The sequence below is a fragment of the Psychrobacter glacincola genome, from assembly GCF_965118485.1.
GTDB lineage: Bacteria > Pseudomonadota > Gammaproteobacteria > Pseudomonadales > Moraxellaceae > Psychrobacter > Psychrobacter glacincola_D.
On the sequence record NZ_CBCPJH010000004.1, the window covers coordinates 98,866 to 123,739 of the forward strand.

The 24,874-nt window shown below is 40.7% G+C and carries 21 protein-coding genes and 3 pseudogenes; 15 read left to right on the plus strand and 9 right to left on the minus strand.

Annotated features, from left to right (window positions below; translation table 11 throughout):
• The first annotated feature begins 46 nt into the window (after positions 1-46).
• From ACMHKH_RS02060 to ACMHKH_RS02080, 5 genes are all read left to right on the plus strand, one after another.
• Positions 47-1,441 carry a serpin family protein gene (locus tag ACMHKH_RS02060; protein ID WP_413519019.1) on the plus strand — a complete coding sequence of 465 codons (1,395 nt, stop codon included), beginning with the start codon at positions 47-49 and terminating at the stop codon, positions 1,439-1,441.
• A 48-nt stretch (positions 1,442-1,489) separates the two neighbouring features.
• Positions 1,490-1,960 (plus strand): DUF4825 domain-containing protein, encoded by a 471-nt coding sequence (locus ACMHKH_RS02065; RefSeq protein ID WP_413519020.1) that lies wholly within the window; start codon positions 1,490-1,492, stop codon positions 1,958-1,960.
• 111 nt (positions 1,961-2,071) lie between these two features.
• A complete protein-coding gene (locus ACMHKH_RS02070; protein WP_413519021.1) occupies positions 2,072-3,418 on the plus strand; it encodes a serpin family protein in 1,347 nt (448 codons plus the stop codon).
• Between the two features lie 26 nt (positions 3,419-3,444).
• Entirely contained in the window at positions 3,445-3,918 is a 474-nt protein-coding gene (locus ACMHKH_RS02075) for a hypothetical protein (protein ID WP_413519022.1), read from the plus strand.
• A 33-nt stretch (positions 3,919-3,951) separates the two neighbouring features.
• Positions 3,952-4,629, plus strand: coding sequence for a hypothetical protein (locus ACMHKH_RS02080; protein WP_413519023.1), 678 nt, complete (start codon positions 3,952-3,954; stop codon positions 4,627-4,629).
• Between the two features lie 41 nt (positions 4,630-4,670).
• Here the strand turns inward: ACMHKH_RS02080 and ACMHKH_RS02085 are convergent, their stop codons facing one another.
• A complete protein-coding gene (locus ACMHKH_RS02085) occupies positions 4,671-5,531 on the minus strand; it encodes an IS982 family transposase (RefSeq protein WP_413519024.1) in 861 nt (286 codons plus the stop codon).
• Between the two features lie 113 nt (positions 5,532-5,644).
• Here ACMHKH_RS02085 and ACMHKH_RS02090 point away from each other — a divergent pair, with 113 nt between their 5' ends.
• Both ACMHKH_RS02090 and ACMHKH_RS02095 read left to right on the plus strand, forming a co-directional pair.
• Entirely contained in the window at positions 5,645-5,962 is a 318-nt protein-coding gene (locus tag ACMHKH_RS02090; protein ID WP_413519025.1) for a hypothetical protein, read from the plus strand.
• Positions 5,963-6,167: 205 nt separating this feature from the next.
• Entirely contained in the window at positions 6,168-6,359 is a 192-nt protein-coding gene (locus ACMHKH_RS02095; protein WP_413519026.1) for a hypothetical protein, read from the plus strand.
• Here the strand turns inward: ACMHKH_RS02095 and ACMHKH_RS02100 are convergent.
• Positions 6,356-6,691, minus strand: coding sequence for a hypothetical protein (locus ACMHKH_RS02100; RefSeq protein ID WP_413519027.1), 336 nt, complete (start codon positions 6,689-6,691; stop codon positions 6,356-6,358). The genes ACMHKH_RS02095 and ACMHKH_RS02100 overlap by 4 nt on opposite strands.
• A gap of 407 nt (positions 6,692-7,098) precedes the next feature.
• Between ACMHKH_RS02100 and ACMHKH_RS02105 the strand changes: the two genes are divergently transcribed.
• A complete protein-coding gene (locus tag ACMHKH_RS02105) occupies positions 7,099-7,800 on the plus strand; it encodes an IS256 family transposase (RefSeq protein WP_413519028.1) in 702 nt (233 codons plus the stop codon).
• A gap of 83 nt (positions 7,801-7,883) precedes the next feature.
• Positions 7,884-8,027: pseudogene (locus tag ACMHKH_RS02110) on the plus strand (transposase); the annotation flags it as partial.
• Between the two features lie 160 nt (positions 8,028-8,187).
• Here ACMHKH_RS02110 and ACMHKH_RS02115 read toward each other — a convergent pair.
• Positions 8,188-8,283, minus strand: a pseudogene (locus ACMHKH_RS02115) (adenylosuccinate lyase); the annotation flags it as partial.
• 308 nt (positions 8,284-8,591) lie between these two features.
• Here ACMHKH_RS02115 and ACMHKH_RS02120 point away from each other — a divergent pair.
• Both ACMHKH_RS02120 and ACMHKH_RS02125 read left to right on the plus strand, forming a co-directional pair.
• Positions 8,592-10,949, plus strand: a complete 2,358-nt coding sequence (locus ACMHKH_RS02120) for an ATP-binding protein (protein ID WP_413519029.1) — start codon at positions 8,592-8,594, stop codon at positions 10,947-10,949.
• 33 nt (positions 10,950-10,982) lie between these two features.
• A complete protein-coding gene (locus ACMHKH_RS02125) occupies positions 10,983-11,921 on the plus strand; it encodes a response regulator (RefSeq protein WP_413519030.1) in 939 nt (312 codons plus the stop codon).
• Positions 11,922-11,998: 77 nt separating this feature from the next.
• Here ACMHKH_RS02125 and ACMHKH_RS02130 read toward each other — a convergent pair whose 3' ends face one another.
• The 3 genes from ACMHKH_RS02130 to ACMHKH_RS02140 all read right to left on the minus strand — a co-directional run bounded on the left by ACMHKH_RS02130 (position 11,999) and on the right by ACMHKH_RS02140 (position 16,053).
• A complete protein-coding gene (locus tag ACMHKH_RS02130; RefSeq protein ID WP_413519031.1) occupies positions 11,999-12,733 on the minus strand; it encodes a sulfite exporter TauE/SafE family protein in 735 nt (244 codons plus the stop codon).
• Positions 12,734-12,898: 165 nt separating this feature from the next.
• Positions 12,899-15,202 carry a TonB-dependent receptor gene (locus ACMHKH_RS02135; RefSeq protein ID WP_413519032.1) on the minus strand — a complete coding sequence of 768 codons (2,304 nt, stop codon included), beginning with the start codon at positions 15,200-15,202 and terminating at the stop codon, positions 12,899-12,901.
• Positions 15,203-15,459: 257 nt separating this feature from the next.
• Positions 15,460-16,053 carry a hypothetical protein gene (locus ACMHKH_RS02140; protein ID WP_305936163.1) on the minus strand — a complete coding sequence of 198 codons (594 nt, stop codon included), beginning with the start codon at positions 16,051-16,053 and terminating at the stop codon, positions 15,460-15,462.
• Between the two features lie 1,002 nt (positions 16,054-17,055).
• Here ACMHKH_RS02140 and ACMHKH_RS02145 point away from each other — a divergent pair.
• From ACMHKH_RS02145 to ACMHKH_RS02155, 3 genes are all read left to right on the plus strand, one after another.
• Entirely contained in the window at positions 17,056-17,496 is a 441-nt protein-coding gene (locus ACMHKH_RS02145; RefSeq protein ID WP_045456021.1) for a YbaN family protein, read from the plus strand.
• Positions 17,497-17,732: 236 nt separating this feature from the next.
• Complete coding sequence (locus tag ACMHKH_RS02150) at positions 17,733-20,219, plus strand: TonB-dependent hemoglobin/transferrin/lactoferrin family receptor (protein ID WP_413519033.1); 2,487 nt, start codon at positions 17,733-17,735, stop codon at positions 20,217-20,219.
• 142 nt (positions 20,220-20,361) lie between these two features.
• Positions 20,362-20,940, plus strand: a complete 579-nt coding sequence (locus ACMHKH_RS02155) for a biliverdin-producing heme oxygenase (protein WP_413519034.1) — start codon at positions 20,362-20,364, stop codon at positions 20,938-20,940.
• Between the two features lie 469 nt (positions 20,941-21,409).
• On the opposite strand, the gene ACMHKH_RS02160 is transcribed toward ACMHKH_RS02155, so the two are convergent.
• The 3 genes and pseudogenes from ACMHKH_RS02160 to ACMHKH_RS02170 all read right to left on the minus strand — a co-directional run.
• A protein-coding gene (locus ACMHKH_RS02160) for an IS3 family transposase (RefSeq protein WP_413519035.1) occupies positions 21,410-22,497 on the minus strand; the annotation gives its coding sequence in 2 pieces (ribosomal slippage) (positions 21,410-22,245 and positions 22,245-22,497; 1,089 coding nt in all).
• A gap of 42 nt (positions 22,498-22,539) precedes the next feature.
• The gene (locus ACMHKH_RS02165) at positions 22,540-22,734 is read right to left on the minus strand and encodes a PepSY domain-containing protein (protein ID WP_413519036.1); all 195 of its coding nucleotides are present in this window, start codon (positions 22,732-22,734) and stop codon (positions 22,540-22,542) included.
• Between the two features lie 57 nt (positions 22,735-22,791).
• Positions 22,792-22,932 (minus strand): annotated as a pseudogene (locus tag ACMHKH_RS02170) (PepSY domain-containing protein); the annotation flags it as partial.
• Between the two features lie 298 nt (positions 22,933-23,230).
• Between ACMHKH_RS02170 and ACMHKH_RS02175 the strand changes: the two are divergent.
• Positions 23,231-24,859, plus strand: coding sequence for a sodium:solute symporter family transporter (locus ACMHKH_RS02175; protein ID WP_413519037.1), 1,629 nt, complete (start codon positions 23,231-23,233; stop codon positions 24,857-24,859).
• The last annotated feature ends 15 nt before the right edge of the window (positions 24,860-24,874 follow it).

A 24,874-nucleotide genomic window follows, 5' to 3' on the forward strand; every position in this document is an offset into this window, starting at 1 on the left:
TACTAGAATGGCATCATCTTAACTCTACATTATTAGTGAAGCAGATATGAAGAATAACCAGTATTGTTATCTTAAAAAAGCCTATGGTAACCGTGTCATAGGTGCATTGGCGGTCAGCAGCCTATTATTGATTGTCAGTGGCTGTGACAGCACTATGAAAGAGTCTAAACCTACTGACAGCGTAGCTAATACCACATCACAATCAGGCCAGTCCTCCTTGCCAGATAAGAATAAAAATAACGCTGATTATAAGGCTGTTAGCAAAGATGGCTTTATTGCTGCTGATGATTCTGCCTCTACCCCTGATGGCATTAAGCAAGTCACTACTGCCAGCAACCAGTTCGCCGTTGATATGTACCAGCAGATAAATGGTCAACCTGATCAAGCAGATAAGAACGTATTTTTCTCACCCTATAGTTTGTCTACGGCAATGGCAATGCTCTATGCAGCAGCAGAAGGGGAAACGAAAGCGCAAATTCAGAAGACCTTTTATTATCCGTCGATGGATACTCTAAACCCTAATAGTGCCGCGCTCTATAATCAATTTAATAAATCAAACCCCGATTATAAATTCGCCACAGTCAACGATTTATGGATGCAACAAGGGCTAACGCCTAATAAGGCATACGTAGACACCGTACAACGCTATTATGGCGGTCAAGTGACCAACCTTGATTTTAACGGCAGTCCTGAGCCTTCGCGGCTCATCATTAATAAAAAAATTGCTCAGCATACCAATCAGATGATTCCTGAGTTACTACCAAAGGGAAGCATTCCATCTAGCGTTGTCGCAGTATTAACCAACGCGGTTTACTTTAAGGGCGACTGGAAAATGCCTTTTGAGGCAAATAGCACCTATGAGCAGCCTTTTTATCCCCTCACAGGCGAACCCTCTGATGTCAAAATGATGAATATGCAGGCTGATTTCGGCTATAGCGAGGACAAGCAAGTGCAGGTCGTGCAATTGCCTTACAAGGGCGATGACTTATCCATGTTAGTGGTATTACCCAAATCAAAAGGCAAAGCTGCGATGCAGCAGCTGGTGCAGGATTTGAGTGCTAATAAGATTAAAAAGTGGAATAAAGATTTAGTCACTCAAGAAGTGAACTTTTCCTTACCAAAATTTAAGCTTGCAGAGCGCTACGATATGAAAGGTTTACTGTCAGACATGGGTATGCCAAGCGCCTTTAAAGACAAAGCTACATTCAAACTATTTGATGAGCCTCTAGCGATAAAAGTTGATGATGTTTATCATCAGGCAGTGGTCATCGTCGATGAGAAAGGGACCGAAGCCGCAGCCGCGACAGCCATTGTAGCAGTAGAAGCTTCTGCTCCTATAAATCAGCCAGTTGAGTTTACAGCCGATCATCCGTTTATGCTTATGATTAAAGACAATAAAACCGATGCGATATTGTTTTTAGGGCAAGTGAACAAACCTTAAAAGAGCGAATGACGGCACTAAGACTTAACTGACTGTTGATGAGACATTATGAAAAAAACGCTTAAGTTATTATCGTGTTCGCTGTTGGTGATTTCAGTCGCTAGTGGATGTAATACGAAGACCAATGAAGAAGATGTGTTTCAATACAAGAATGCCTATGTTGGTGATAATAGTGCAGTCATAAATATTGTAAATCACTCTATGCAATCAGAGAAATTCAAAGGGCTTGAGCTCAAAACAAAAGAGGCACCCTATGGGATTATCTTAAATTATGATGGGTCAGAGTCAGAAAAGAATGATAAAAAGACAGTGATATATAACGCCACTTACTTATTTGCGTTGATTCAGAATGCAGAGTGGATAACGTTTAATTTTGATCATCAAGAATACAAGATAACAAAGGACGCTCTAATAGAGTGGTACGGGGAAGATTTCAGCAAATTACAAAGTGAAAAGGAGCTAAAAACGTTAATACAAAACAACTGGGATGATGAATACAGAGTAAATCAGTTATTCTAAAACCGCCAAATATATATCTGTGCAGTTCCCTATACAGTAGCCGAGATAGTGGCTATTACAGTCACTATTGAGCCTTAGATATTATTATTATAATTTATTGTTGAGCCTGATATGCAAAATGACCCACTTCGCTATTTTAGATATGCAGCCCATAATCGTGTTATCAGTGCCTTAGCTATTACCAGCTTAGTGTTGGGTGTTAGTGGCTGTGACAACGCCATAAAAAATAATAGAACGGGTGCTGTTACAGGCATGGTTACTCCTAATCAGTCAGCTATTAACCATCAAGCGCCTCCTATTGAGGTAATGACTACTGTCGCAACGCCTGAAGGTATAAAAGAAGTCATCACTGCCAACAATCAATTTGCCATTGATATGTATCAGCAGATAAATGGCAAATCTGAGCAAGTAGATGAGAACGTGTTTTTCTCGCCCTATAGCCTGTCCACTGCGATGGCCATGCTCTATACCGCAGCGGAAGGGGAAACGAAAGCGCAAATCCAAAAGACGTTTCATTATCCGACGCCGACTACCCTCAACCCTAATAGCGCCGCGCTTTATAATCAATTTAATAAACCCAATCCCGACTACAAGCTTGCTACGGTCAATGACTTATGGATGCAACAAGGGTTAACACCCACTAAATCTTACATAGACACCGTGCAACGTTATTACAGCGGCCAAGTGACCGCCCTTGATTTTGAAGGCAGTCCTGATCCTGCGCGGCAGACCATTAATAAAAAGATAGCTGATAAAACCAAACAGTTAATTCCTGAATTACTACCTAAGGGCAGTATTAAATCTGATACTGCCGTGGTGCTAACCAATGCCATCTATTTTAAGGGCGATTGGACCATGCCTTTTACAGCTGAAAGAACCAGTGCCCAGCCTTTTTATAATGCTATAGGCAGAGCCTCTACCGTCCAGATGATGCAGCAACAGTCTTATTTTAGTTATTATGAGGACAAACATATACAGGTCGTGCAATTACCTTATAAAGGCGATGACCTATCTATGCTCGTAGTATTACCCAAACTCAATCATAAACTTGCTATGCAGCAATTAGCTAAGAGTTTAAATGCAACTAAGATTAAGCAATGGCGTTCAGGCTTAGTAAGACAAGAGGTGGACCTTCAACTGCCAAAGTTTAAGTTAGATGCGCGTTATCAGATTAAAACATTGCTCGCTGATATGGGTATGCCAAAAGCGTTTAATAATGCGGCTGAATTTAACTTATATGATGATGGCCCACCGATAAAGCTCGATGAGGTTTTTCATCAAGCGGTGGTCACCGTCGATGAAAAAGGGACCGAGGCGGCAGCAGCAGCGGGTGCTGTAGGTATGTACGTTGGTATGTCTTATCCTGCCGAATTTAAAGCCGATCATCCATTTATGTTTGTGATTAAAGACAATAAAACTGATGCGATACTGTTTTTAGGGCAAGTGAATAAGCCGTAGCGATATCTATTTTGGAGCGATTAAATATGCAGCGTTTTCAGTTGATTACGTTAAGTTGCTTGGCTGTTGTGATGACTTTATTGTTTTCAGGCTGTGCCGCTAAAGATGCGCCTGTAGATAAATCATCTGAGGAAAAAGCAAAAGTACTGACTGAAGCTATTGAGGAGAAAGTAGAGATTTTAGAATATAGTCCTCCGCTTTATGAGAGCTCAGTAGATGGCGGTACTACAGTCGCTGATGGCACTTTATTGATTGAAAACGGCAGTTTAATCATTAAACATGACAACTATAAAAACGAGGCGGTAAGTAAAAGTGCTTTAGTATTTCCAGAAAACACGACCAGCATCAATGCTGGCACTCTTTTTCATCAAATCAGCGCTTATGACCAATATACAATTGGTCAAGATTATCGTTTTGGTGGTTTTAGTGGCACTCTTAATGACCAGCGTATTAAACCTCACTCTAAATGCCAATTAAATAACGTATGGTTTGTGACCTAAAAGTGGAATGTTATGGATAAGGAAAAACATTAAATGCGTTTTTTATATCGCCTACCTATTTTGATCATACTATTTTTGTCCATGCAAACCGTATGGGCTTGTATGCCGCATTCACCAAATGATGTATTTATTGCTCGTCTGCAATCATCGCAGCCCACACTAATGGATAATCAGCAAAAAGGTTTTGACTTGCAATTTAGCAATCCACGCTTCGTTTTTCGTACACTTAAAATGTGGTTTTTTTATTCTACTCCTCAGCACTGGCAAAGTGATTTTGAGTTGAAAGGTATCAAGTCAAACGACTTAGTTATTGGCTTAGCATATGCGGCCAGTGGTAATGAACCAGCAAGCTATACGGTGGCTTCACTCGCGACATTGAGCTGTAAAGACGATAAATTAATAGTTGGTAAACCATTGGTACCTTTTTTAGCCTGGAACCGAGTAGAGGGTAGATGTGGTCATGACAGCAGCTATAAAGTTGGGATACTGGATGGCTTTATAGATGAAGATCAGGCTTATTATTTACAGCAGTTACAAGCCAAATATCCTACTTGCGATAAGCTAAACGCTGCGTTCCCTAGCGGCACTGATAAAAATGAGTTGAGCAATAGCCCTGAGTCAGGCAGTACGCATAGTGCATCCAAACAAGACAGCCACCCTCAAACATCATTTTGGGAAAGGGTTAAGTTTTGGTTTGGGCAGTGGATATAACGCCCCTGTATTTAATGACAAATTACGGGAATACCCCACTCTCAACTTGAAATAAGCAAATCAAACTGAAGAGGCGGGTTACCAAGTTTTTTATTGAGTACAAAGCACAGATTGTGTGACAGGATTTTACGAATCAATCGATGAGACAAATGCCATAAATCTCTTGCTCTCACTCTTTGTATGTTAAATCGTTCTGATAGCTGACCAATGACTGTTTCAACGATACGGCGGACTTTCATCAGCCGTCTTACCACAGGTTTGGGTCTATCCTCTTTCATGTTGGCTCTGAGTGGCGTTTGTAAATCCACGCCTTGAGCATTGTAGTACGATGTCAGACTAGGGCTGATATACCCTTTATCAGCACCGAGCAAACCATAAATATGGTCAGTAATATCAGGCGCAACCGCTCTTTCATCAACATTGGCAGGGGCAAAGGTAAAGCCTTTAATCATGCCCGATAAGTTAACAAGCAAATGGCCTTCAAAACCATAGTACTTCTCTTGCTTAGCGGCGCAGTAACTAAAAGCTGCTAAGTCTTGATAATTCTTATGCCGATAAGCGCGTCCATAATGACAGACAGGTATCGGAAAGCCATCCATAAAATGAATGTTGTCACGGCCTTCAATTTGACTGACTTTATCTTGTATCTGCTGTTTGACTTGCCACAGATTGGCGCAATGCTTTGCGAAGTTAGGATATGAGCCGATGGCTGGAAACCAGTCTTGCCAAATTTGTTTGTCTTGATCAAGGTGCAAAAATTCACCGACCATCTCCATGCAAATAACCTCAGGATCACTTAGCTTTGGCGCGTAACCTGCACTTCGCAAGGGTTTGGTGACGACTATTTTGTAATATTGCTCTACCATTAAATAGATATTGATGATAAATTCGTCTATGGGCATCTCACAACTCCATTGTATTCTTGGTCGAAAACAATAGATTAGTGAGGTGCTCTTCTTTTTTCAATCACTTTCGAAGTTGAGAGTGGGGTGGGAATATAAAATAAGGAGCTGCAATGAATGCTTTATATAAAGTAACGGGCTTAATAATACTTGGGTTAAGTTTGATGTCTTGTGATGCGCTATACAGTACGATTACGACTAAGAACACAGCAGAGGATAATCATTTTAATACAGCCGCAAGCTCATTAGACCGATCATTTGCCGCAACAGATATGAGCGACAGTGATTTCAATAAGTTAACCCACGCCATACAACCAAATTTTTCAGATAAGCCGCTGCCACAATCTGACTTAACGTTGGCAGATAAGAACAAACGCTCTGATTGTGGTTTTGATATGCGCGTGGCTGATAAAGCAAAGCAGCTGACTTAGAGGGAGCTGTTAATCTAATACCATTGCTGACATCAAAACTCATCTTTTATATGTTACTTACTGATCTGATCAAACGGGTGCGCCTCCCAAGTAGGGAATTGGAATTTAGCTGTAGGCTAATCATACAAATGATTAGGATTGTTGAGACAGTCTCAGCATACTTTGTTAAGTACCTACCTTAAATGATTATAGAGAGATGATAACTATGACTATTCAAAATGAATGGAGCGCTAAAGAAAAAAGTATCGCTCAAATTATTGAGGAGTTGAATACTTTTGAAGACCAAGAATTGACGGTTATGGTCTCAAGCGACGGCGGGGAGACGTTGAGACCTGTTAAGCTACTTGGCAAAGAATTTGATAAAGACAATAAAGCTTATTGCACCCTGTTTATTTAAATGTTCTGACCTTCATTAAGCCAATCTCTTATGAGATGCTCAATAAGCGGTAGAGATTCATGTTGATACCTATAATAAATATTAAGTACTTCAACACTGCCTGACTCTTCATCGCCAAAACTGTTGAGCCAGTAATCAATGAGATTCTCCTTACTCGAATCATAAGTCAGTTTGATGGCTTTATCATTAGTTGGATTAATAAAGCTCACGGTGTCATCAGTATCTAGCAATTTACCATCCGCCCCATATTTATTGAAGTAGCTCTCCCAGCTGTCGGTTCCGACTGTCTTTTTTATAGATTCCCACATTGCTAATGAGTTAAGCGCTTTCATGACCTGATCCGATTTGAAGAGTTAATGATGACTTGCTGACTATCAAAAGATGAGCGCGTTTAAAACAAATACTCTAGTAAGAAAGCATTGCGGAAACTACTGTTGAATATGCCGTACAAGAATACAAAGGTTGAGAACACCCACATAATCGACAGGTAGAGTTTGTTTTGATCTGAAGTCCAACCCCAAGAGCCAAATTTCTTTGTAATATCAGAGAAAATAAGCCATCTGAAGAGTAAGCAAAGGAAAATATAAAGCACAATCCATTTAAGCATTCTACTGTCACCAGAGTTAATATTAAAATATAGAGTGAGTTAATTAATTACGTTTACACCGTCACAAATAAAACACGAGCCTTTCCTAAAAAGTGTGTAACTGCTTATAATCCAATAACAGGAGAATAAGCAATGACTAACCAAACGGACCTTAAGAAACTAGCTGAGCAAATGGCTAGTAGCATGAAAAGCTTTGATGACATCAAAGACTTCCAAAAGCAGCTCATGCAATCTTTTATCGATACTGCTCTTGAAGCTGAGATGGAAGACCATCTCGGCTACCCCAAGCATGAAAAAGCTATCAAGCCAAACAAGCGCAACGGACACACTAAAAAGACCGTCCGAAGTGACACAGGCGATCTTGAGATCTCCACCCCAAGAGACCGTGATGGTGACTTTGAACCTGCGTTAGTGCGCAAGCATCAAACCCGTATCTCAGGTCTTGACGATAAAATCATATTCTTTTACGCCAAGGGCCAAACCACCACTGAGATCGTCGAAACCATTAAAGAGCTCTACGATGTCGACATTTCAAGCTCTCTTGTCTCAAGAGTCACTGACAACATCTTAGAGGACATCACCGCTTGGCAGAACCGGCCGCTGAGCAGTGTTTATCCTATTGTCTATTTGGACTGCATTGTCGTTAAGGTACGTCAAGATAAGCAGATTATCAACAAAGCGATTTACTTAGCTCTAGGTGTCGCTCTTAACGGTAAAAAAGAGCTGCTTGGCATGTGGCTATCAGAGAACGAAGGCGCTAAGTTCTGGCTAGGGGTGACCCCTGCCGTCAATCCCGTAGACTTAAACTTGGGAGATTTTAGTTACGCAGCTTGACGGTAAAAGTCAAACTACTGAGCTATGCTGAAGAAACCGTACAAGTAGAATTTGTAAACTAAGCTTCTTAGTCAGAGTTTACTATGACTAAGAAAATCAGAACTTACAGCACAGAATTTAAAACTGAAGCTGTTAAGAAAACAGCAGAGAACATCGGGAATATCTTAGCGGCTGCAGAGCAGCTATGCATCGCCATGCAAACCTTATCAAACTGGAGAAACAAAGCTGAGTTTATCTCTATGGTTTCTGCCGCATAGCTCACTCAAGCAAGCCAACAAAATTATACGCAAAGCTGATGCTTTTTTTGTTGGCTTGCTTGAGATCTCTATTTTCACGTTCAGGCTCTTTAATACGTTGTTCTTGGCTTTGCGTTTGTACTGAGGCAGGAATGGCTGACCATGTGGAGGGATAATCTCCTGCCGCTTCTATTAGTATCCGAACGGCACGTTCTTTAATCTCGGGAGTGTAGGTTTGTTTTTTCATTGTCGTATTCTCTCAGAATGTTAAGTCTCCGATAATCCCGGGGTGGTTCAGCCTGACATATGCTCCCCATAAGAGGAGTGTCGTTTATGCTAAAAAAAGTCGCAGGAATAAATAATGAAGAGATCATATGGCTGCCGTGCATAAAGAGACGATAGCAAACATAAGGTCAAACACGATTCTTGTCATCATATTGTCATAACGGCATCGTATCCTTGGGCCTATTATAAATAGCGGTGGCGTCACACTCATATCTTTAGTCATTCAATGACTTATCGAAAACAGTTAGCGCATAGATATTAGGTGTGTTTATGAAGGTTGTTGATTGGTTTGGTAGTATTTCCACCCGTATATTGATTATCTTAACATTGGCTTTTTTGCTTATTATTTTGCTGGTGTATTGGGTCATCGAAACCCAAGCTAAACCACGCATACTGGAGATGACCTCAGAGATAGTGGTTGAAACAGGCAACGAAGCCATTAACAGCATCATGGCGAGTATCAATCATGTCGACGGACTGGCGAAAGCCACCAGTACGATGGCTGGTGGCTTACCAAAACAAGACAGCCTTTATAAAGAAACCTTTGGCAATCTCATGCAACAAACGGATCAACGCATTGTAGGCGGCGGCGTATGGTTTGACCCAAATATGTACGCTCAGGGCCGAGAACGCCAGTCGTTTGTATGGTCACGTGATGAGTCAGGCAGCATGCAGCCATTAGAGCGTTACAATCAAGCGCGCCAAACCCCGAATCCCTATTATCGTGATTGGTGGTACATTCCTGCGATGTACGCGCGTCATGACCACTGTGTTTGGAGCCGTGCATATGTTGATCCAGTGAGTAATCAGCCGATGATGACTTGCGCAAAGGCTCTGTATGACAGTCGTAATCAGGCTTTTGATGGAGTGGTGAGTTTTAATCTGTTACTCGATAATCTCGGCGAGGCGATGAAAAAGTGGCAAGATAAGCTCGGTGGTTATGTCTTTTTAGTGGACTTGGACAATCGGTTTTTGACCTCTCCAGATCAGTCGATGGTCATGCACGCAACTAAAGATAGCGGTCAGGGCCAGGTCGTAACGGCACGGCAGTTAGCTGAGAGCAACCCTAGCTTTGCCCCTATTGCGGACAGCCTAGATAGCATTAATCAGACACTGATAGATGAGGCAGTAACTAAAGATGAAAGCCGCTATACGCTCGCTGCTCGTAGTATTATAAGTACGACCAATCTGAATAAAATCAGCGAGCAAGAGTCCAAATTACTCTCAGCATTATTGCTGTTAAATATCGATCAAACGTTTAATTTGGTAGACAGTCATTTGGTCGATACCATCGCTGTGCCCAATGATTTTGTGTTGCAGCAGCCCGCCACCGCCTTCGTGTTTCGCATGCCGTTTACGTATTGGAAGATGGTCATCGTCAAGCCTGATAATGACCTGATGAGCGTGGCAAATGCGCTGTCTAATAAACTGATTCAAGCCATGCTGTTGGGCTTCATTCCTATCTTGTTGTTGACCGCATGGGTATTTCGTCGCTACTTTACGCGGCCGCTAAAGCACATGGCACAGTCAGTGGCTGACATGGGGGTGTTAATTGAGCAAAAAAAATATCAACAATTAAGCGCGCACAAACTTCCTCATTCAAATGTCAGTGAGATTCAAGTTATTAGTGAGCAGACCAATCAATTGATTGATCGCGTCGTCGAGAATGAAGGCGCACTTGCTGAAATCAATGTTCATCTAGAAAAACAAGTCGCCGCCCGCACACAAGATTTACAGCAAGCCATGGATGAGTTAAAAGCCTCACAAGTACATCTGGTGCGCTCCGAAAAAATGGCTACCCTTGGCCAAATGGTGGCAGGTGTGGCGCATGAGGTCAACACGCCGCTGGGCTATGTGCGTAGTAACATGGAATTGGTTGGCGATAACCTTATGCGTTTTGATGAGTTGCTACAGCATACCGATCAATTATTGCATGCCTTAAAAGCGCCAACTATTAATCAAGAACAAGTCGAGCAACTGATAGAGCAAACCTTACAATGCTGCGAGGAAATTAAAGAAGATGAGGTCAGTGAGGATTTGGCCGATTTGATTAAAGATGGACTTTACGGCGTCGATCAGATTGCCGAGCTGGTAGTCAGCTTGCGCGACTTTTCTCGAATTGATGAATCTAAGGTAAAGGATGTTGATATCAATGATTGCATCAATACCTCATTGATTATGGCGCGCAATAATTTAAAAACTCTAGACGTCAAAACCAATCTAGCCGAACTACCGCCGATTCAATGTAATCCTTCGCAAATCAACCAAGTACTATTAAACCTATTTAATAATGCCGCCCAAGCCATACCAGCTGATCATAAAGGGACATTACAAGTCACGTCGTCTGTTGATAAGGCGCAGCAACATGTTGTGGTACGCATTATAGACAATGGATCTGGTATCAAAGAGGATGTTTTAAATCATATCTTTGAGCCGTTTTTTACCACCAAAAAAGCAGGCGATGGCACAGGATTGGGATTGGCCATTACGGCACAAATTATGGAGCAACATGATGGACGCATTGAGGTTAGCTCAATCGTTGGGGAGGGCACGACATTTACCCTCATGCTACCGATACAGTCTAGCGCTCATGAACCTAAACCTTCACAAGCTTTATTTGAAAGTTGAGAGACTTCCAATCACTTATTTAAAGAGAGCGTCATGCAAAAACCAAAAATCGCTTTTATCGATGATGAGCCACGCATTTTACGCAGTTTAAAAATGCATTTTCGCCAGTCACATGATGTATTTATCACCACTGATGCTAGCGAATTGATGAAGTATGTTAGCGAGCATGATGTGCAAGTGGTCATCAGCGACCAACGCATGCCAGATAAGCAAGGTACAGAAGTGTTACGTGATATCAAAGCGGCCTCACCAAATACGCTGCGTATTTTGCTGACCGGTTATGCTGATTTGAATGCAGTGATTGACTCTGTGAATGAGGGCGAAATTTATCGTTATATTACAAAGCCATGGCAGAATGATGAGCTTAAACAAATCGTCAATAAAGCCACAGAAATAGCTCAGCAAACACAAGAAATCACCCAAAACACTATGCAAGGTAATGATACTCAACAAGTTAGTGGTGGCAGCACTGGTAGCAATCGTAATATATTGGTATTAGATGACGACGAGAGCGTCTATCAGCAAATAAAAAGTTACTTTAAGAGTGCTTATACCGTGAGTTGGGCCAGTAACCTTGAACAGGCAGCCAAGTTATTACAAAAGAAACGCTTTGGCGTCACGATTACGGATTCGACGCTCAATAAAGAAAATATTACCCCCATTGTTTATGCCTTAAAAAACATCCAGCCAGATTTGATGGTTCTTATGTTGACTGAATTCAAAGACGCCCATATGGTCATTGATTTAATTAATAAAGGTCAGGTATATCGTTGTCTACCACGGCCGACCAACTTCTCTATCATGAGTATCAGTCTGGATCGCGCTTTTGATCATCACGAAAGATTGCTAGAACAGCCGATACTGGCGGCTCGTCATCATGTCGAGGAGGTAACAGAATCGGAGGCTTTGAATTTTTCTGAAAGACTTAAGGGTTTCTTTACTAAGTTCAGAGGTTGGCGCATTATTAGATAAAAATAGGGCAGGCTAAACATGCCCTATCGATAGTTTAAAATATCATTGTCTATTATTTACATGAAAGACATTTTTTATCAATCATGAATCATTTGCTCATGGTTCATTTGCTCATGGTTCATTTGCCCGTGTCCACCATGCATATTGGCCATGATCATCGGCACCGCTATGACGGCTAAGCCAGATAACATCATGATTACGCCATTCACTTGCCTTAGGCGCAAACGCCCGATTTGATTGCGCATCCAGTTGACCGTTCCGTGCGTAGCGACGAGCATGGGTACGGTTCCTAGACCAAAGACAAACATTAACACGGCACCTGTGAGCGGGTCATGACCGACGACCGCAATAAGTAATGCGCCATAAACGAGACCACAGGGTAAAAATCCCCATAATAAACCTGCTGTTAATGCTCGAGGAAAGGTGTTTAAGGGGAATGCTTTCTGCCGCAGAGGTGATAAAGCTTGCCAAAAATGCATACCAAGACGTTCAAGCTTGTTCAAAAAAGGCAAACCTAGCATGGTTAATCCTATAAATACCAAGACCAACCCTAGTAGGATGCGAGGTGTGCTATTGCCAACCATTAGGTGCGTTAATACTGTGGTGCCAATCACACCGGCAATTAAGCCCAATAGGGCATAACTGAGTAAGCGCCCTAGATGGTAAGTTGCAATGAGGCCGCGTTTTTTTGCTGGACTAGTTTCTTTCATCGATAGTCCGAATGCAGTCACGATACCACCACACATACCTAAGCAATGCGGCGAGCCAAAAAATCCCATTAAGAATGCTGCAATTAATAGTGCCATAGTCATGAAAGTGCTTCCTATAATATAATACCAAATCCAAAAATACGATTAACTTTATTAGACTTGCTAAGCCTGTTAGCGGTCATAGTCAAAAAAGTTATCCTTATTATTCTAATTTTTGGAAATGGTATAAGAGAAATAAAGTCAGTTAACAATCTATCTTAATGACACCTAAAACTTATAGTTAACACCTACATAGAATGAGCGACCCGCGCCAGGTATAGCCGTGCCCCAGTTAGAGCTGCCATCTATCTCCTTATTCATAGACATAGTTCTACCTTGCCCCATGTAGGCACCGCCTAAAGGTAGGGCATGGTTTTTGTCAAAGACATTGTCGATACCAGCCTCAATCGCTACCTGTTTGAACTGATAGCCTGTATTGAGATTTAATAAGCCATAGCCTGCTGTTTTAATTTCGTTGCGAGGGGTGGATACATCCTTTTTAGCTGAAACACCAACCACTTCAATTTGGTTTTTCCAACCGTTGTTTTCCCGATTTAGGGCAACACTGCCATTGAATGGCATGATGTTATATAAGTCTAATCCGCTGTCTTTATTTTTTCCTTTGGTGTAATTAAGTGATCCGGATATCCCCCAGTTTCCCCAAGCATTGGATGTCAATTCTCGATCGGCTGTCAGGTCGATGCCGTATATCTCAGCATCTTGGTTGGTATAACACAGTACGTTGTATTGGTCGGCGGTGTGAGTGTCAGCCGCTGTGTTCGTCATACGATCCGACTGTACGGCATCGACATAGTCATCTATTTTTGAATAGTAAGGCGTGGCTTTGACACCCCAGCTATTTCCAGCACCGCGCCAATTTAGGGTGGCAGACAGTGTATTGGATTTTTCAGAACGCAGATTAGGATCACCAAAATAGCCATTGCCATCACCAACAGTGTTATTCATGACAGCCGCCATGGGCCATGTCGACCACGTATAACGCTCATAGAGACTGGGTGTGCGTTCTTTATGAGAAAGCCCCAATTCTAAGGTTTTTTGTGCATCAATGTTGTAGCGGCCAATCGCGGTAACGTCGATGTTGTGGTCAGTGCTGCTACGGTCACTGACATTAAAGTTAGCGCTATCTCGCAGCTGATTGGTCATATTGTTTTGACCACCGATTTGATAGCCATGTACTTCATCAGCACTGGTACGTACGTTTTCATAGCGCGCACCAAGCTGGGTCGTCCATTCAGAAGAGATGGCTTTTTCCCACTCGCCATAGATACCGATACGCTGACGTTGACCATTGTTGATATTTTGAAAGTCATTTGGCGACATCATACCGTCGCCAGATGCCGCCCATGTGTCATCAAGGGTATAGTCTTGATATTCAGCACCTATATTGATCGTGCCTTGGTTGGTTAAATCGATAATACCTTTAATATTGGCTCCAATAGTCTTGCTATTAGTATTCATAGGCATGCCTGTGGCGGCGCCATATAAGAACTGTTTGTCGTCTCCAAAGTTCATATAGTGATCGACTTTTTCATGATAGGCCTGTGCTTCTAACTGCCCCCAATTTAACTCGCTTTTGTAACGCAAATTAATGCGGTCAAGCTGATTGTCGAGCATGTCCATCCGCTGATTTGGATATAGCTCTTTTGGGACGTTTTGCCACAGATAAGTTCCTTGTAGCAGATGATTGCCACTCTTATAAGCAATGTCTAATGACTGATTTTTGCTTTCATAAGCGGTTGAACCAACTTCGTCTTTCGCTAATGTTTTATTAGGGTTACCTGTTTGGGTATAAGATTTAAAATCACCACCAGCTTTATAGTTATCTGCCTGTGCGAAGCTGCCTTTATAGGTGAGGCTAAGCTGATCGTTTGCCGCTGTGGTCGACAAGTTAGCCCCATAGGCGTCACCATTACTACGATAAAATGTGCCAATTTCACCTGAAGTTAGTATGTCGCTATCCGTTGAAAAGATAGGCTCTGCTGTTTCGACAACGATAGTACCGCCAATACTATTACCACCGACACTCACAGGCGTCACACCTGCATAAACGGTGGTCTTGTCTATAGCGCTTGGCGCAATATAAGACAAGGGTGAGTTCATACTGTTCGGACAAGAGGCGATTGAGTCAACGCCATCCACTAAGATACGCAGACGGTTGTCCGCCAAGCCTCTCATCACGGGCAAGTTTGAGATGCCACCGGCACTTTGTACATTCAGACCGGGTATTTTTGTCAGTATAGTGGCCGTATCACTGCTTGCCACTTGTTTGCTGCTAATAAATTTTTGATTAAGGCTGGCTGTTGTTCCAAGTGCATCGGTACTATATGGCTTATCCGCTGCTGTCGCATAAACGACGATTTCTGGCAATCGGATATGTGGCTCATCATCCGTAGTAGGCATGTGCGCTTTTGCGGTTGTGGAATCCGCATAAGCGCTACTGATATGCAATAAAGACAAAGCTAAAACACTTAGTTTTAAAATAGGTACAGCGTTCATTGATGAAGATAACATCTTATTTTCCCAGAAATTCGCAAAAATATTTTATGAAATCGGTTATTCAGTTTTTACCAAGAGGCAAGATAGGCCAAGCTATTTATGGGCTTAGAGTAGGCACTTACCGAATATTTTCCGATATAAATAGATAGTATTTTGAGTACAGTATTTTAGGCAAATAGGTACAAGTGCCTCAATCAGAGCGTCAAATGAGCGCGTTGATTGAGAGCATTGTCATTAATGCTCTAAAAATATTTGACTATAAATATGGATAATTATATGGGTGTGTCTGATGGTGGAGCGCGTGCGAGGGGTCGTAAAAAATTACTAGGAGAGTAGGTATGTGAGCGATACAAAAACGTGACTGAGACAGTAGATAGCTCAATCAAAGCCGAGTCAGTATGTGTAAAAGCGACTGGCAATAGTGCCGCAGACATGGCAGTGCAAAGGTCGCAGCCACTGTATTTTACGGCATCAGGGTTAGATTCAGCGCTTTCAATCTTATCTTTGCTATATAAGGCTTCCTGTGAAGGTGCAGCATCAACCGTTATGACTGGCTTAACGGTCGCAGGCGATGCTAAAGATAAGGATGCATTATGATGAAGGAAATGACGAGCGGCACTATCAATGGGTATGTTGTGATTCGTTTGCGCAATATCAGTCTGTATTTGCTCATACTGTTTGGCTGCCGATACAATCGGTGCAAGCTCTGCACAGATACCATGACCTAAGTGGGCATTATCATCCCATAGAGGTGTGAGCAACAGCGTGATGTGCATGATCCAAGCAAAACATGCGACCAACATGCCGAACCACATCGTTACCGGTGATGAATATCGTAAAACAAGCTTGTAGCGCTTAGTAGACATGATAGGGTCATCGTATTACCAGCATGCTGATGATGCATAGGTAACATTTATAAGTAAGGGGGCGCACTAACTTAGAACATCATTTCAAAGAATTTCAGAAAGAATTCTTAACAAAACAGATATTATCGTTAACAATGCCATTTTAAGACAATGACTATGGTCTTTACAAGCTTGAATCTTACATTGCTTTTGTAGCGAGTGTAGTAGTCAACTAATTTAGGATGATTAACAAGGGGATTTTATTCAAATACTGATTCTCTTTTCTTCTAGTGGCAAATAGTTATCGAGAGAGTGATATCTCACGGTCTAAAAATAAATAGCCTCTAAATAACAATTAAAATCCTCGGTTCAGAAATAGCTTCATAACTACAATATGGCATCTATAAGCTATGCTGAAAAAACTGTAGAACCCGTTTTGGTAAATTAAAGACTTAATAGAGCGTTTATCATGACTAAGATAACCAGGACTCATAGTGCCGCTTTTATGACTGAAACCGTCAAAAACTAGCAGATGACAACGACAACGGCAAAGTAGCTAGGCAGCTCAGGATGAATGAGACTTCTTAAATGAGGAAGGAGGAAGCGAAGCAGTATTACGCCCCGAGGCAAGATAGTGGCTATGCTAGCAGTAGGATTCAATAGCGTTTAAGCTATAGAACGCCAAGAAAAATGTGGTTTGACTTTCATTATCAGACTGCGTAAATAAAACCCCCTAAGTCAAGTTCTACAGGATTGATAGTATAGGTCTGTAATATAAGTATCTATTAGTTCACATAAAAAAATACTGCCCTACTTTTATCAAAAATATTCAATATAAATCGTAAAACACTCATTCATTGGAATGATTGGGGTAGTAACACATCATAATTTTGATAATTGAATGATTATCATTTACAATAATCTGTAAAAAACTACCTGCAAATACAGTTTATTCTCTAATAAAAATATTCGCAGTTCGCTAAATAACTGGCTGCTACTCTTTAACTATCGAGCTACTTTCTTATGAACAATGTGCAACCTTCAACAAATTCATCGAATTTACAAAAAAAAGTAATGCTCAACCAAATTCATCATAACCGCATAATACGAATATTATTTATGGCGCTAGGCGGTTTTTTCTTCTTCATAGGCTTAGTCGGTATTATTCTTCCAGTATTACCTACCACCCCTTTCATTTTACTAACGGCAGCATGCTGGGCTAAAGGGTCTGATAAATTCAATCAGTGGCTTCTCAAACATAAAGTGTTCGGTGAAATGGTAAAGAACTGGCAGCAGCATCGAGCTATTCCTCGTAAGGCAAAATATTTGGCTTGGTCAATGATGGCTATGTCATGCGGTATGTTGTTTTACCGATTTTCTGATAGTTTGCAGTGGCTTGCTTGGGTTACATGCGCAATATGCATCACTGTTACTGTGTGGATGTCTCGACTGCCGGACGCTTAATTTTTCCTACTATTACAAGACGTTTTCCGGACTCCTTGCTAAGCCTTTGCAAAAAGTAAAATACTCTAAGATAATATATTTTCCTATTTGTTAATGATTATCGTTTACAATGTAACTATATTGTTTTATTATATGAAGAAACTATCAGCAATGTTATTAACAATTAATATTATTTCCTTTGACGACGAGGCTGATGTGAAGAAAATTGTGCTTATTTTTACTATAGGAAATTTGGAATGCACGAGGATTCAACTTATAAGAAGTCGATATATATACCTAGTCTTAAAGGTAAGTCTAAAACCCTATTAAGTATTCTTGTTGGAACTTTGATGTATCAATCAGCCATTGCGGATACTCAGCACCAAGAAGAAAACTTACCGATGTTACATATGGACACGATAACTGTTTATGCTAATAAGCAGCCCCCTATAAATGTAGGGGACGACCTTAAAACGGCCAAGACGATATCAGACAACCTAATTGACAGTGATAAAGATTTAGTCCGTTATAACCCTGATATAAGTGTGGCAGATGCAGGAAGATATGGTAGCAATGGCTACGCCATCAGAGGGGTAGATGGCAATAGGGTAGCTTTAAACTTAGATGGCGTTAGCTTGCCAGATAAGCAAGTCAATGAAATATTTTCAGCTTATGGATATATGTTTGAGGGTCGATTTTCACCCGATGTAGAGCTTCTGTCAGAGGTGGAGTTTGAAGTCGGGGCGGACTCTTTTAATTCTGGTAGTGGTGCAATGGGAGGGTCTGTTAGTTTCAAGACCAAAGACCCAGAAGATTTAATAAGACCTGATCGTCAACTTGGTGGTTATATCAAAACAGGTTATAGCAATAGCAATGAAGAATTTAGTAACGCTTTTGGTTTAGCAGGGAAAAACGATAAGGTTGAGGCAATAATTAATTATGTGCATCGTGAAGGACATGAAACAAAAAATCACCGAATGTTAGATTTCGATAAAAACAAACTAGATCCTGCCTATGATTTTATCAATGATCCAGACTATAAATATCCCTCTACAGGATACAGATCTAATACAGCAGCAATATTACCTGACCCATTAAGTTATACAACAGAGGCAACGTTAGCAAAGTTATACCTCCATTTGAACGAAGAAAACCGATTAGGTTTTCATGCCACTAAACAAAAAACGGATAGAGTATCTAATAACTTTACCAGACAGACTTTTGCTTCAAGAATTGGTAAGGATACTGCAGAATTAGAAAGTTATGGCATCAGTCATAGATACCTACCTATTACTAGTGAGTTCATAGATGAGGTCAATACCACTTTAACTCAGCAAAAAATTACAGGAGTGGCTAATACAGAAACTTATAGCCAAGTATGGGGATCTGACTCTTATAGGGTAGATGGAGTGAAGCATCGGCCTCAAGAGGACAAAACCATACAACTAAGTATAGAGGCAACAAGCTTACCGTTAGAAACTGAGAAGCTAGGCTCTCATACTTTGTCAGTTAATACAAAATATGCAAAGACGGACCATAGATTGACCTTAGAAGAAACTTATATTCCTTCTTCAGGCAACCCCAGTTCTTGGTACGATTTTATTGGGCCCTCAGTGAAGCAAGATATCTTCAATGTGGCCATTCAAGACAAAATAAATTTAACGGAAAAGCTCGATACGACGATTGGGCTTCGGTATGACAATTACAACTACAAACCCTATATGGATGAAATCAATAAAAAAGGCATCGAGGAGGCGGGCAAATATTATCCGGTACGTATTGATTATGAGAATGGCGAGTTTGATCACAATAAGAAAATGGACAATATAGGAGGGATGTTTTCCATAAACTACAAACTTAGCCCATATTTACAGACCCAGTATCAGCTATCTACAGGATTCATGGCACCCGCTACCAGCCAAATGTATTCAGCATTTGAGATGATGGGAAACAGTTTGACGCCCAATGTTCATCTTAAGCCTGAGAAATCTATCAATCATGAACTTAGCTTGTCTGGCCAGTTTCAAGATTTAAGCTTTACAGCTACAGGGTTTTATACCAAATATAGTGACTTTATCAGTTTGTTGAATTCTCAAGAGGAACAACAACGATGCTATGAAGATTATTCGACCGGCCAACCGGTTTGTTCACCCCTTTCTATAAATATACTCAGCGCCCAAAATATTGGGGACGCAGAGACTTATGGATTGCGTTTAGGAGGCGTATGGGATGTTGGACAGCTTGCTGACCTAGAAGGAGATATTCGAGTAATTGCTAATTTAAGTTATGCCAAAGATAAAACTGATAAAGGAACCAACTTACTTGCGACTCAGCCTTTGAATGTCACATTCGGGTTAGGTTATGAAGCCCCTAAAAAGGATTGGCAACTGTCTGCGAATCTAAGGTATTTAGGCAGAAAACATGCTGAAGACGCAAAAGTAGCTACCTTAGAATCAAATGGTTATAACATGCCTTATGAAAATGTCATTGCTCCTTATAAGCACATTGATAAGTCTAAATCGGCTTATGTATATGATGTTTATGGCAGTAAAAGACTAGGTTCTAATTTAAAACTATCAGCAGGGGTGTTTAATTTATTTAATGCTAAATATGTTCCATGGGACAACTTGCGTTCGTTAGCAGAATTAAACGTCAACTCTATGGTAGATGACCAAGGGGTTGGCATTGAAAGATTTACGGCACCAGGAAGAAATTACAAAGTAGGGTTAACCTACGAATTTTAGCCCATATGTCTTGGATAAAATACATAAAAAACTATCAATAAAAACCCAAAAATATTTTGGCGTGCGCTCAATCTAAAAAAAGCTAACTAAATAGGATGAAATGGGAGAGCGCCCCTTAAATTAATAAATATAGGAAACAATGATGAACTTACCTCTTAGTGAAGCATTAAAAAAGCACTCCCGCCAAACACATGATAGTGTTGACATGCTCGTTTTATCTATGGAACCATTTGCCTCTATAGAAAATTACAGTAAATTTTTACAAGCACAAAATGCTTTTCACGAAGTTTTGAAACCTATCTATGAGAATCCCAGCTTAAACCTTAAGATTAAGGGACTTAATAGTCTATCACGCTTAGAACAAGTAGCCATGGACATGCAAGACCTTCACGTTAAGACTATGTTAGTCGATGAGGCTATACCTAGTCCAAGTGAGTTTGAATCTATTGGTTGGCTTTATTGCTCTGAAGGTTCAAATTTAGGCGCCGCAATTTTATATAAAGAAGCTCAAAAAATTGAACTTACAAGTACTCATGGTGCAAAACACCTATCTGCACATAAAGATGGCAGAATGGTGCATTGGCGTAAATTTAAAGAGCAATTAGATGGCTTAGAATTGACACTAACACAACGCCAACAAGCATTAAAAGGAGCTGAAGATGCCTTTGCATTTTTTAAAAAGGTCATTCGACAAGTAAATTATGCTGAAGAAACGGTGTAACGGCTATTTAGATTAAATGGTTGCTGATATACATGGTTATCAATGTAATATAAATGGCCTTGCAAACGTTCGGTTTTTTAAAAATATAGAGCCTTTCCTAAAAACTGTGTAACTACTTATAATCCACTAACAGGAGAATAAGCAATGACTACTCAATCTGACATTAAAGAAATGGCTGAGCAAATGGCTAGCAGCATGAACAGCTTCGGTGATATCAAACACTTTCAGAAGCAGCTCATGCAGTCCTAATCCGCCTTATCACATTTTTATAGTGGCCGCTCTAAACCAAAAGGCTCTAAGCGATATGGCTTAGAGCCTTTTAGAAATCATTAGACATGGGTGTTAACTTATTTATCAGTTCGATTTACTGCAATATTAATCATCATTATCAGCTGTTTCTACTTGGCTGTGAATAATCTTACCAGTCATGCGGTAACCCTCCCAAACCTAAGACACCTAACAAATAGAATTAAGCTGCTTGATTGAGTTTCTGTATGGGCGTAAAACCGCAATTGCCCATGTTTGGGCGCTCATGATTATAATGATACAACCAGTTTTCTGCTTGTGTGCGTACTTGCTCTAAGTTATCAAACAGCTCCTGATTTAACCAATCATATCTCATGGTTCTGTTAAAGCGTTCCACATAGGCATTTTGCTGTGGATTGCCAGGTTCAATATAGCTTAAGTTAATGCTTTGCTGCTCAGCCCAGTCTTTGAGCGCATTGCTGATGTACTCAGGACCGTTATCGCATCTTATTTGTACAGGTTTGCCTCGATATTCAATGAGCTGGTCTAATGTGCGTATGACCCTTTGTGCTGGTAGTGAGAAGTCAATCTCAACGGTGAGCGCTTCACGGTTGTAATCATCAATCACATTAAACAGTCTAAAGCTGCGACCATCACTTAAGCCGTCGTGCATAAAGTCCATGCTCCAGCTTTGGTTTATCCTATCAGGTACTGCTAATGGTATTGGTTTAGCGCGTTTAATGCGACGCTTGGGCTTGATTCTAAGGTTGAGCTCAAGCTCACAGTAGATACGATATACCCGCTTGTGGTTGTACGGCAGTCCCATGACATTACGCAGGGTTAAGAAGCATAAGCCAAAGCCCCAGTTCTTGTTCTCATCGGTCAGTTTGATAAGTAAGTCGGCTATCTGCTGATTCTCATCCGTGGCCATTGACTTATGGTAGTAGCAGGTGACGCTGATGTTAAAGATACGACAAGCACGGCGTATGCTAATACTACGATCTTCAATATAGTGACAAGCCATTTGCCTGCGCCTTTGGGGCGCTACCACTTTTTTGTCATGGCATCCTGTAGGATATCGGATTTAAGACATTCATCAGCATACATCTTCTTAAGACGTGCATTTTCAATTTCAAGTTCTTTTAAGCGCGCAATCAAAGAGGCATCCATGCCGCCATACTTTGAGCGCCAGTTATAAAAGGTACTTTGGCTGATATTATGCTCACGGCAAAGCTCGGTGATAGGGACACCTTGTTCGGCTTGTTTTAGGATATTAACGATTTGGTTGTCAGTAAAGCGTGTCTTTTTCATAGGATTCTCCTGCTGATATATTTTAGCAGTTAATCTCTATTTCTAAGTGTTCTTATTTAGTGGGGGGATTACCATGCTATCGACAAGCACTTTATGTACTTGAGTCCCTTTAATAATCTCAATCTTATAGGCAAGTTTACCAAAATCTATGTCAAATCCTGCTTCAATAACTTTTCCTTTCACACTCTGGTTAGCCTTTTTTATTGCTTGGTTGAGACTGGTTCTAGCCTTTTTCATGGCGTTATATTCTGCTATATCTTTTTTATCAAGCTTCTCTCGCTTACTGCTTAAAACTTTACCGCTATTTGCATCAACCTTTACTTCATACTCGGTATTACTGGCGACAATATTAACATCATAATTGCCACCTGCTGAATGGTCATGTTGCTCAAAATCAGCACTAACAACATCGCCTTTAATGGTTTTTTGAGCAATAACAAGACAGCAGGACGCACTTCATCTTGTCAGTTATAGTAAGCTTCGTATGGAGTATCTAGCTTAGTGACTCTGCTTTTACTGCCTCTTTAATATCGCTCACTTTTTAAACAAAGTCTATTTCGACACTCTTCCTTCTAAAATTCAAAACATACCAAAACACGATTATATAAATTTATTGCATTCGAATTCAATATTAAATATACTCAAGTCATATTAATTTATATTAAATCCTACTCAAGTTCATAAGGTTTTACTTTATGAACCTGGGAGGGCCATTAACAAAAGGATCTTGATGATGGAAAGTTTTGGTACCCTCAATTGGTTGATTGTCATTGTTTATTTATTAGCCAATCTTTTGCTTGGCTGGTTTATGAGTCGGAAAATTTCTACTGCAGAAGACTATTATATCGGTGACCGCTCATCCCCTTGGTGGGCCATTGGTATTTCCGTAATTGCTACATACATCAGTGCCTTATCATTCTTAGGTGGACCTGCTTGGGCATATGGTGATGGTATGGCAGCCCTCGCCATTCATATCAACTATCCCATAGTCATCTTCATCGTCGTCGTATTTTTCCTACCCTTCTTTTATAGCAGTGGCGTCGCTTCTATTTATGATTATTTAGAGCGTCGGTTTGGCAAAAAATCTCGAGCCATCATAAGTGCACTGTTTCTGGTTACCCAAACGATCACTACAGCCTCTATCCTAACTGCTACGGCTTTTGTCATTACTTTTGCGACAGGTATAGATCCGAAAACTGCAATCATCCTTATGTCAGCTATTGTTGTAGGCTACACCCTCATGGGTGGTATGAACGCTGTCATTTGGACAGACGTCTTGCAGGGATTTATTCTATTTCTTGGTGCGGGAATTATCTTTTACATATTAATTGGAGAAGTATCACCGATGTCAGGAGCTCTCACTATGCTGGGAGAAAACGATAAGCTAAATCCATTGAATTGGAGCCTAGATTTTTCTGTTGCCCCAACGGTTTGGGCAGGGGTGGTCGCGATGACATTGTTTCATATCACCGTATACGGTGGTAATCAAATGATGGTACAGCGTACCTTAGGTGCAAAGAGTATGGGAGATGCCAAAAAGTCTTATCTATTAATGGGCTTTGCTGCATTCTTTATCTACTTTTTATTCTTTTTTATTGGCGCTTTACTCTACGTTTATTTCAAAGGTAAAGTATTTGCAGAACCAAATCAAATTATCTTGATATTTGCAAATATGCTCGCTATTCCTGGTTTAATGGGAATAATCGCTGCCGCAATATTATCAGCTTCAATGTCAAGCTTATCGTCGGCATTGAACTCTCTAGCAACAATATCCGTACTCGATTTTTATCAGCCATATATGAAAAAAGATGGCGACGAGAAACATTATCTAACAGCGTCTCGTATTTTTACCGTTACTTGGGCAATATTTATTATCCCTCTTGCATTCGCATTCATTGATAGCAAAGGGTCTATCTTAGAAACATTTACAGAAGTGTCTTCTTATTTTGTTGGTGCACAATTGGCTATTTTTGGTTTGGGTTTCTTTTCAAAAAACACTACAGAGAAAGGCCTTATTATTGGTGTAATTGTTGGGTTTATCGGTGTGTACGTGTTTGCAGCAGGTATTCCGTTTACCAGTTGGACGCCACCAACCATCGCATGGCCTTGGTTTGTCGTCATCGGCGGCGCTATCAACATTGTTGTGTCAATCGTTGCAAGCTTGATACTTGATGGTAAGCAAAAAAGTTGGCACGAACAGACAGTCAAAGGTCAGCAGTTAAAATTCGCAGCTGAAGGTTTACCAGAAAAAGTTGATGGTTGGTATGTTGTACCTGGTAAGGTTGATAAAGTAGTGTGGTTATTACCCATATTATTCATCTTCATCATGTTATTCCTAGCATATTTCAGTACGTTAGGCTAAAGCTTGTTGCTAATT

What these genes read in the sequence shown, in the direction of transcription:
- ACMHKH_RS02060 (WP_413519019.1), top strand. Translation starts at nt 47, where the DNA reads ATGAAGAATAACCAGTATTGTTATCTTAAAAAAGCCTATGGTAACCGT.
- ACMHKH_RS02065 (WP_413519020.1), top strand. Translation starts at nt 1,490, where the DNA reads ATGAAAAAAACGCTTAAGTTATTATCGTGTTCGCTGTTGGTGATTTCA.
- ACMHKH_RS02070 (WP_413519021.1), top strand. Translation starts at nt 2,072, where the DNA reads ATGCAAAATGACCCACTTCGCTATTTTAGATATGCAGCCCATAATCGT.
- ACMHKH_RS02075 (WP_413519022.1), top strand. Translation starts at nt 3,445, where the DNA reads ATGCAGCGTTTTCAGTTGATTACGTTAAGTTGCTTGGCTGTTGTGATG.
- ACMHKH_RS02080 (WP_413519023.1), top strand. Translation starts at nt 3,952, where the DNA reads ATGCGTTTTTTATATCGCCTACCTATTTTGATCATACTATTTTTGTCC.
- ACMHKH_RS02085 (WP_413519024.1), bottom strand. Translation starts at nt 5,531, where the DNA reads ATGCCCATAGACGAATTTATCATCAATATCTATTTAATGGTAGAGCAA.
- ACMHKH_RS02090 (WP_413519025.1), top strand. Translation starts at nt 5,645, where the DNA reads ATGAATGCTTTATATAAAGTAACGGGCTTAATAATACTTGGGTTAAGT.
- ACMHKH_RS02095 (WP_413519026.1), top strand. Translation starts at nt 6,168, where the DNA reads ATGACTATTCAAAATGAATGGAGCGCTAAAGAAAAAAGTATCGCTCAA.
- ACMHKH_RS02100 (WP_413519027.1), bottom strand. Translation starts at nt 6,691, where the DNA reads ATGAAAGCGCTTAACTCATTAGCAATGTGGGAATCTATAAAAAAGACA.
- ACMHKH_RS02105 (WP_413519028.1), top strand. Translation starts at nt 7,099, where the DNA reads ATGACTAACCAAACGGACCTTAAGAAACTAGCTGAGCAAATGGCTAGT.
- ACMHKH_RS02120 (WP_413519029.1), top strand. Translation starts at nt 8,592, where the DNA reads ATGAAGGTTGTTGATTGGTTTGGTAGTATTTCCACCCGTATATTGATT.
- ACMHKH_RS02125 (WP_413519030.1), top strand. Translation starts at nt 10,983, where the DNA reads ATGCAAAAACCAAAAATCGCTTTTATCGATGATGAGCCACGCATTTTA.
- ACMHKH_RS02130 (WP_413519031.1), bottom strand. Translation starts at nt 12,733, where the DNA reads ATGACTATGGCACTATTAATTGCAGCATTCTTAATGGGATTTTTTGGC.
- ACMHKH_RS02135 (WP_413519032.1), bottom strand. Translation starts at nt 15,202, where the DNA reads ATGTTATCTTCATCAATGAACGCTGTACCTATTTTAAAACTAAGTGTT.
- ACMHKH_RS02140 (WP_305936163.1), bottom strand. Translation starts at nt 16,053, where the DNA reads ATGTCTACTAAGCGCTACAAGCTTGTTTTACGATATTCATCACCGGTA.
- ACMHKH_RS02145 (WP_045456021.1), top strand. Translation starts at nt 17,056, where the DNA reads ATGAACAATGTGCAACCTTCAACAAATTCATCGAATTTACAAAAAAAA.
- ACMHKH_RS02150 (WP_413519033.1), top strand. Translation starts at nt 17,733, where the DNA reads ATGCACGAGGATTCAACTTATAAGAAGTCGATATATATACCTAGTCTT.
- ACMHKH_RS02155 (WP_413519034.1), top strand. Translation starts at nt 20,362, where the DNA reads ATGAACTTACCTCTTAGTGAAGCATTAAAAAAGCACTCCCGCCAAACA.
- ACMHKH_RS02165 (WP_413519036.1), bottom strand. Translation starts at nt 22,734, where the DNA reads ATGAAAAAGGCTAGAACCAGTCTCAACCAAGCAATAAAAAAGGCTAAC.
- ACMHKH_RS02175 (WP_413519037.1), top strand. Translation starts at nt 23,231, where the DNA reads ATGGAAAGTTTTGGTACCCTCAATTGGTTGATTGTCATTGTTTATTTA.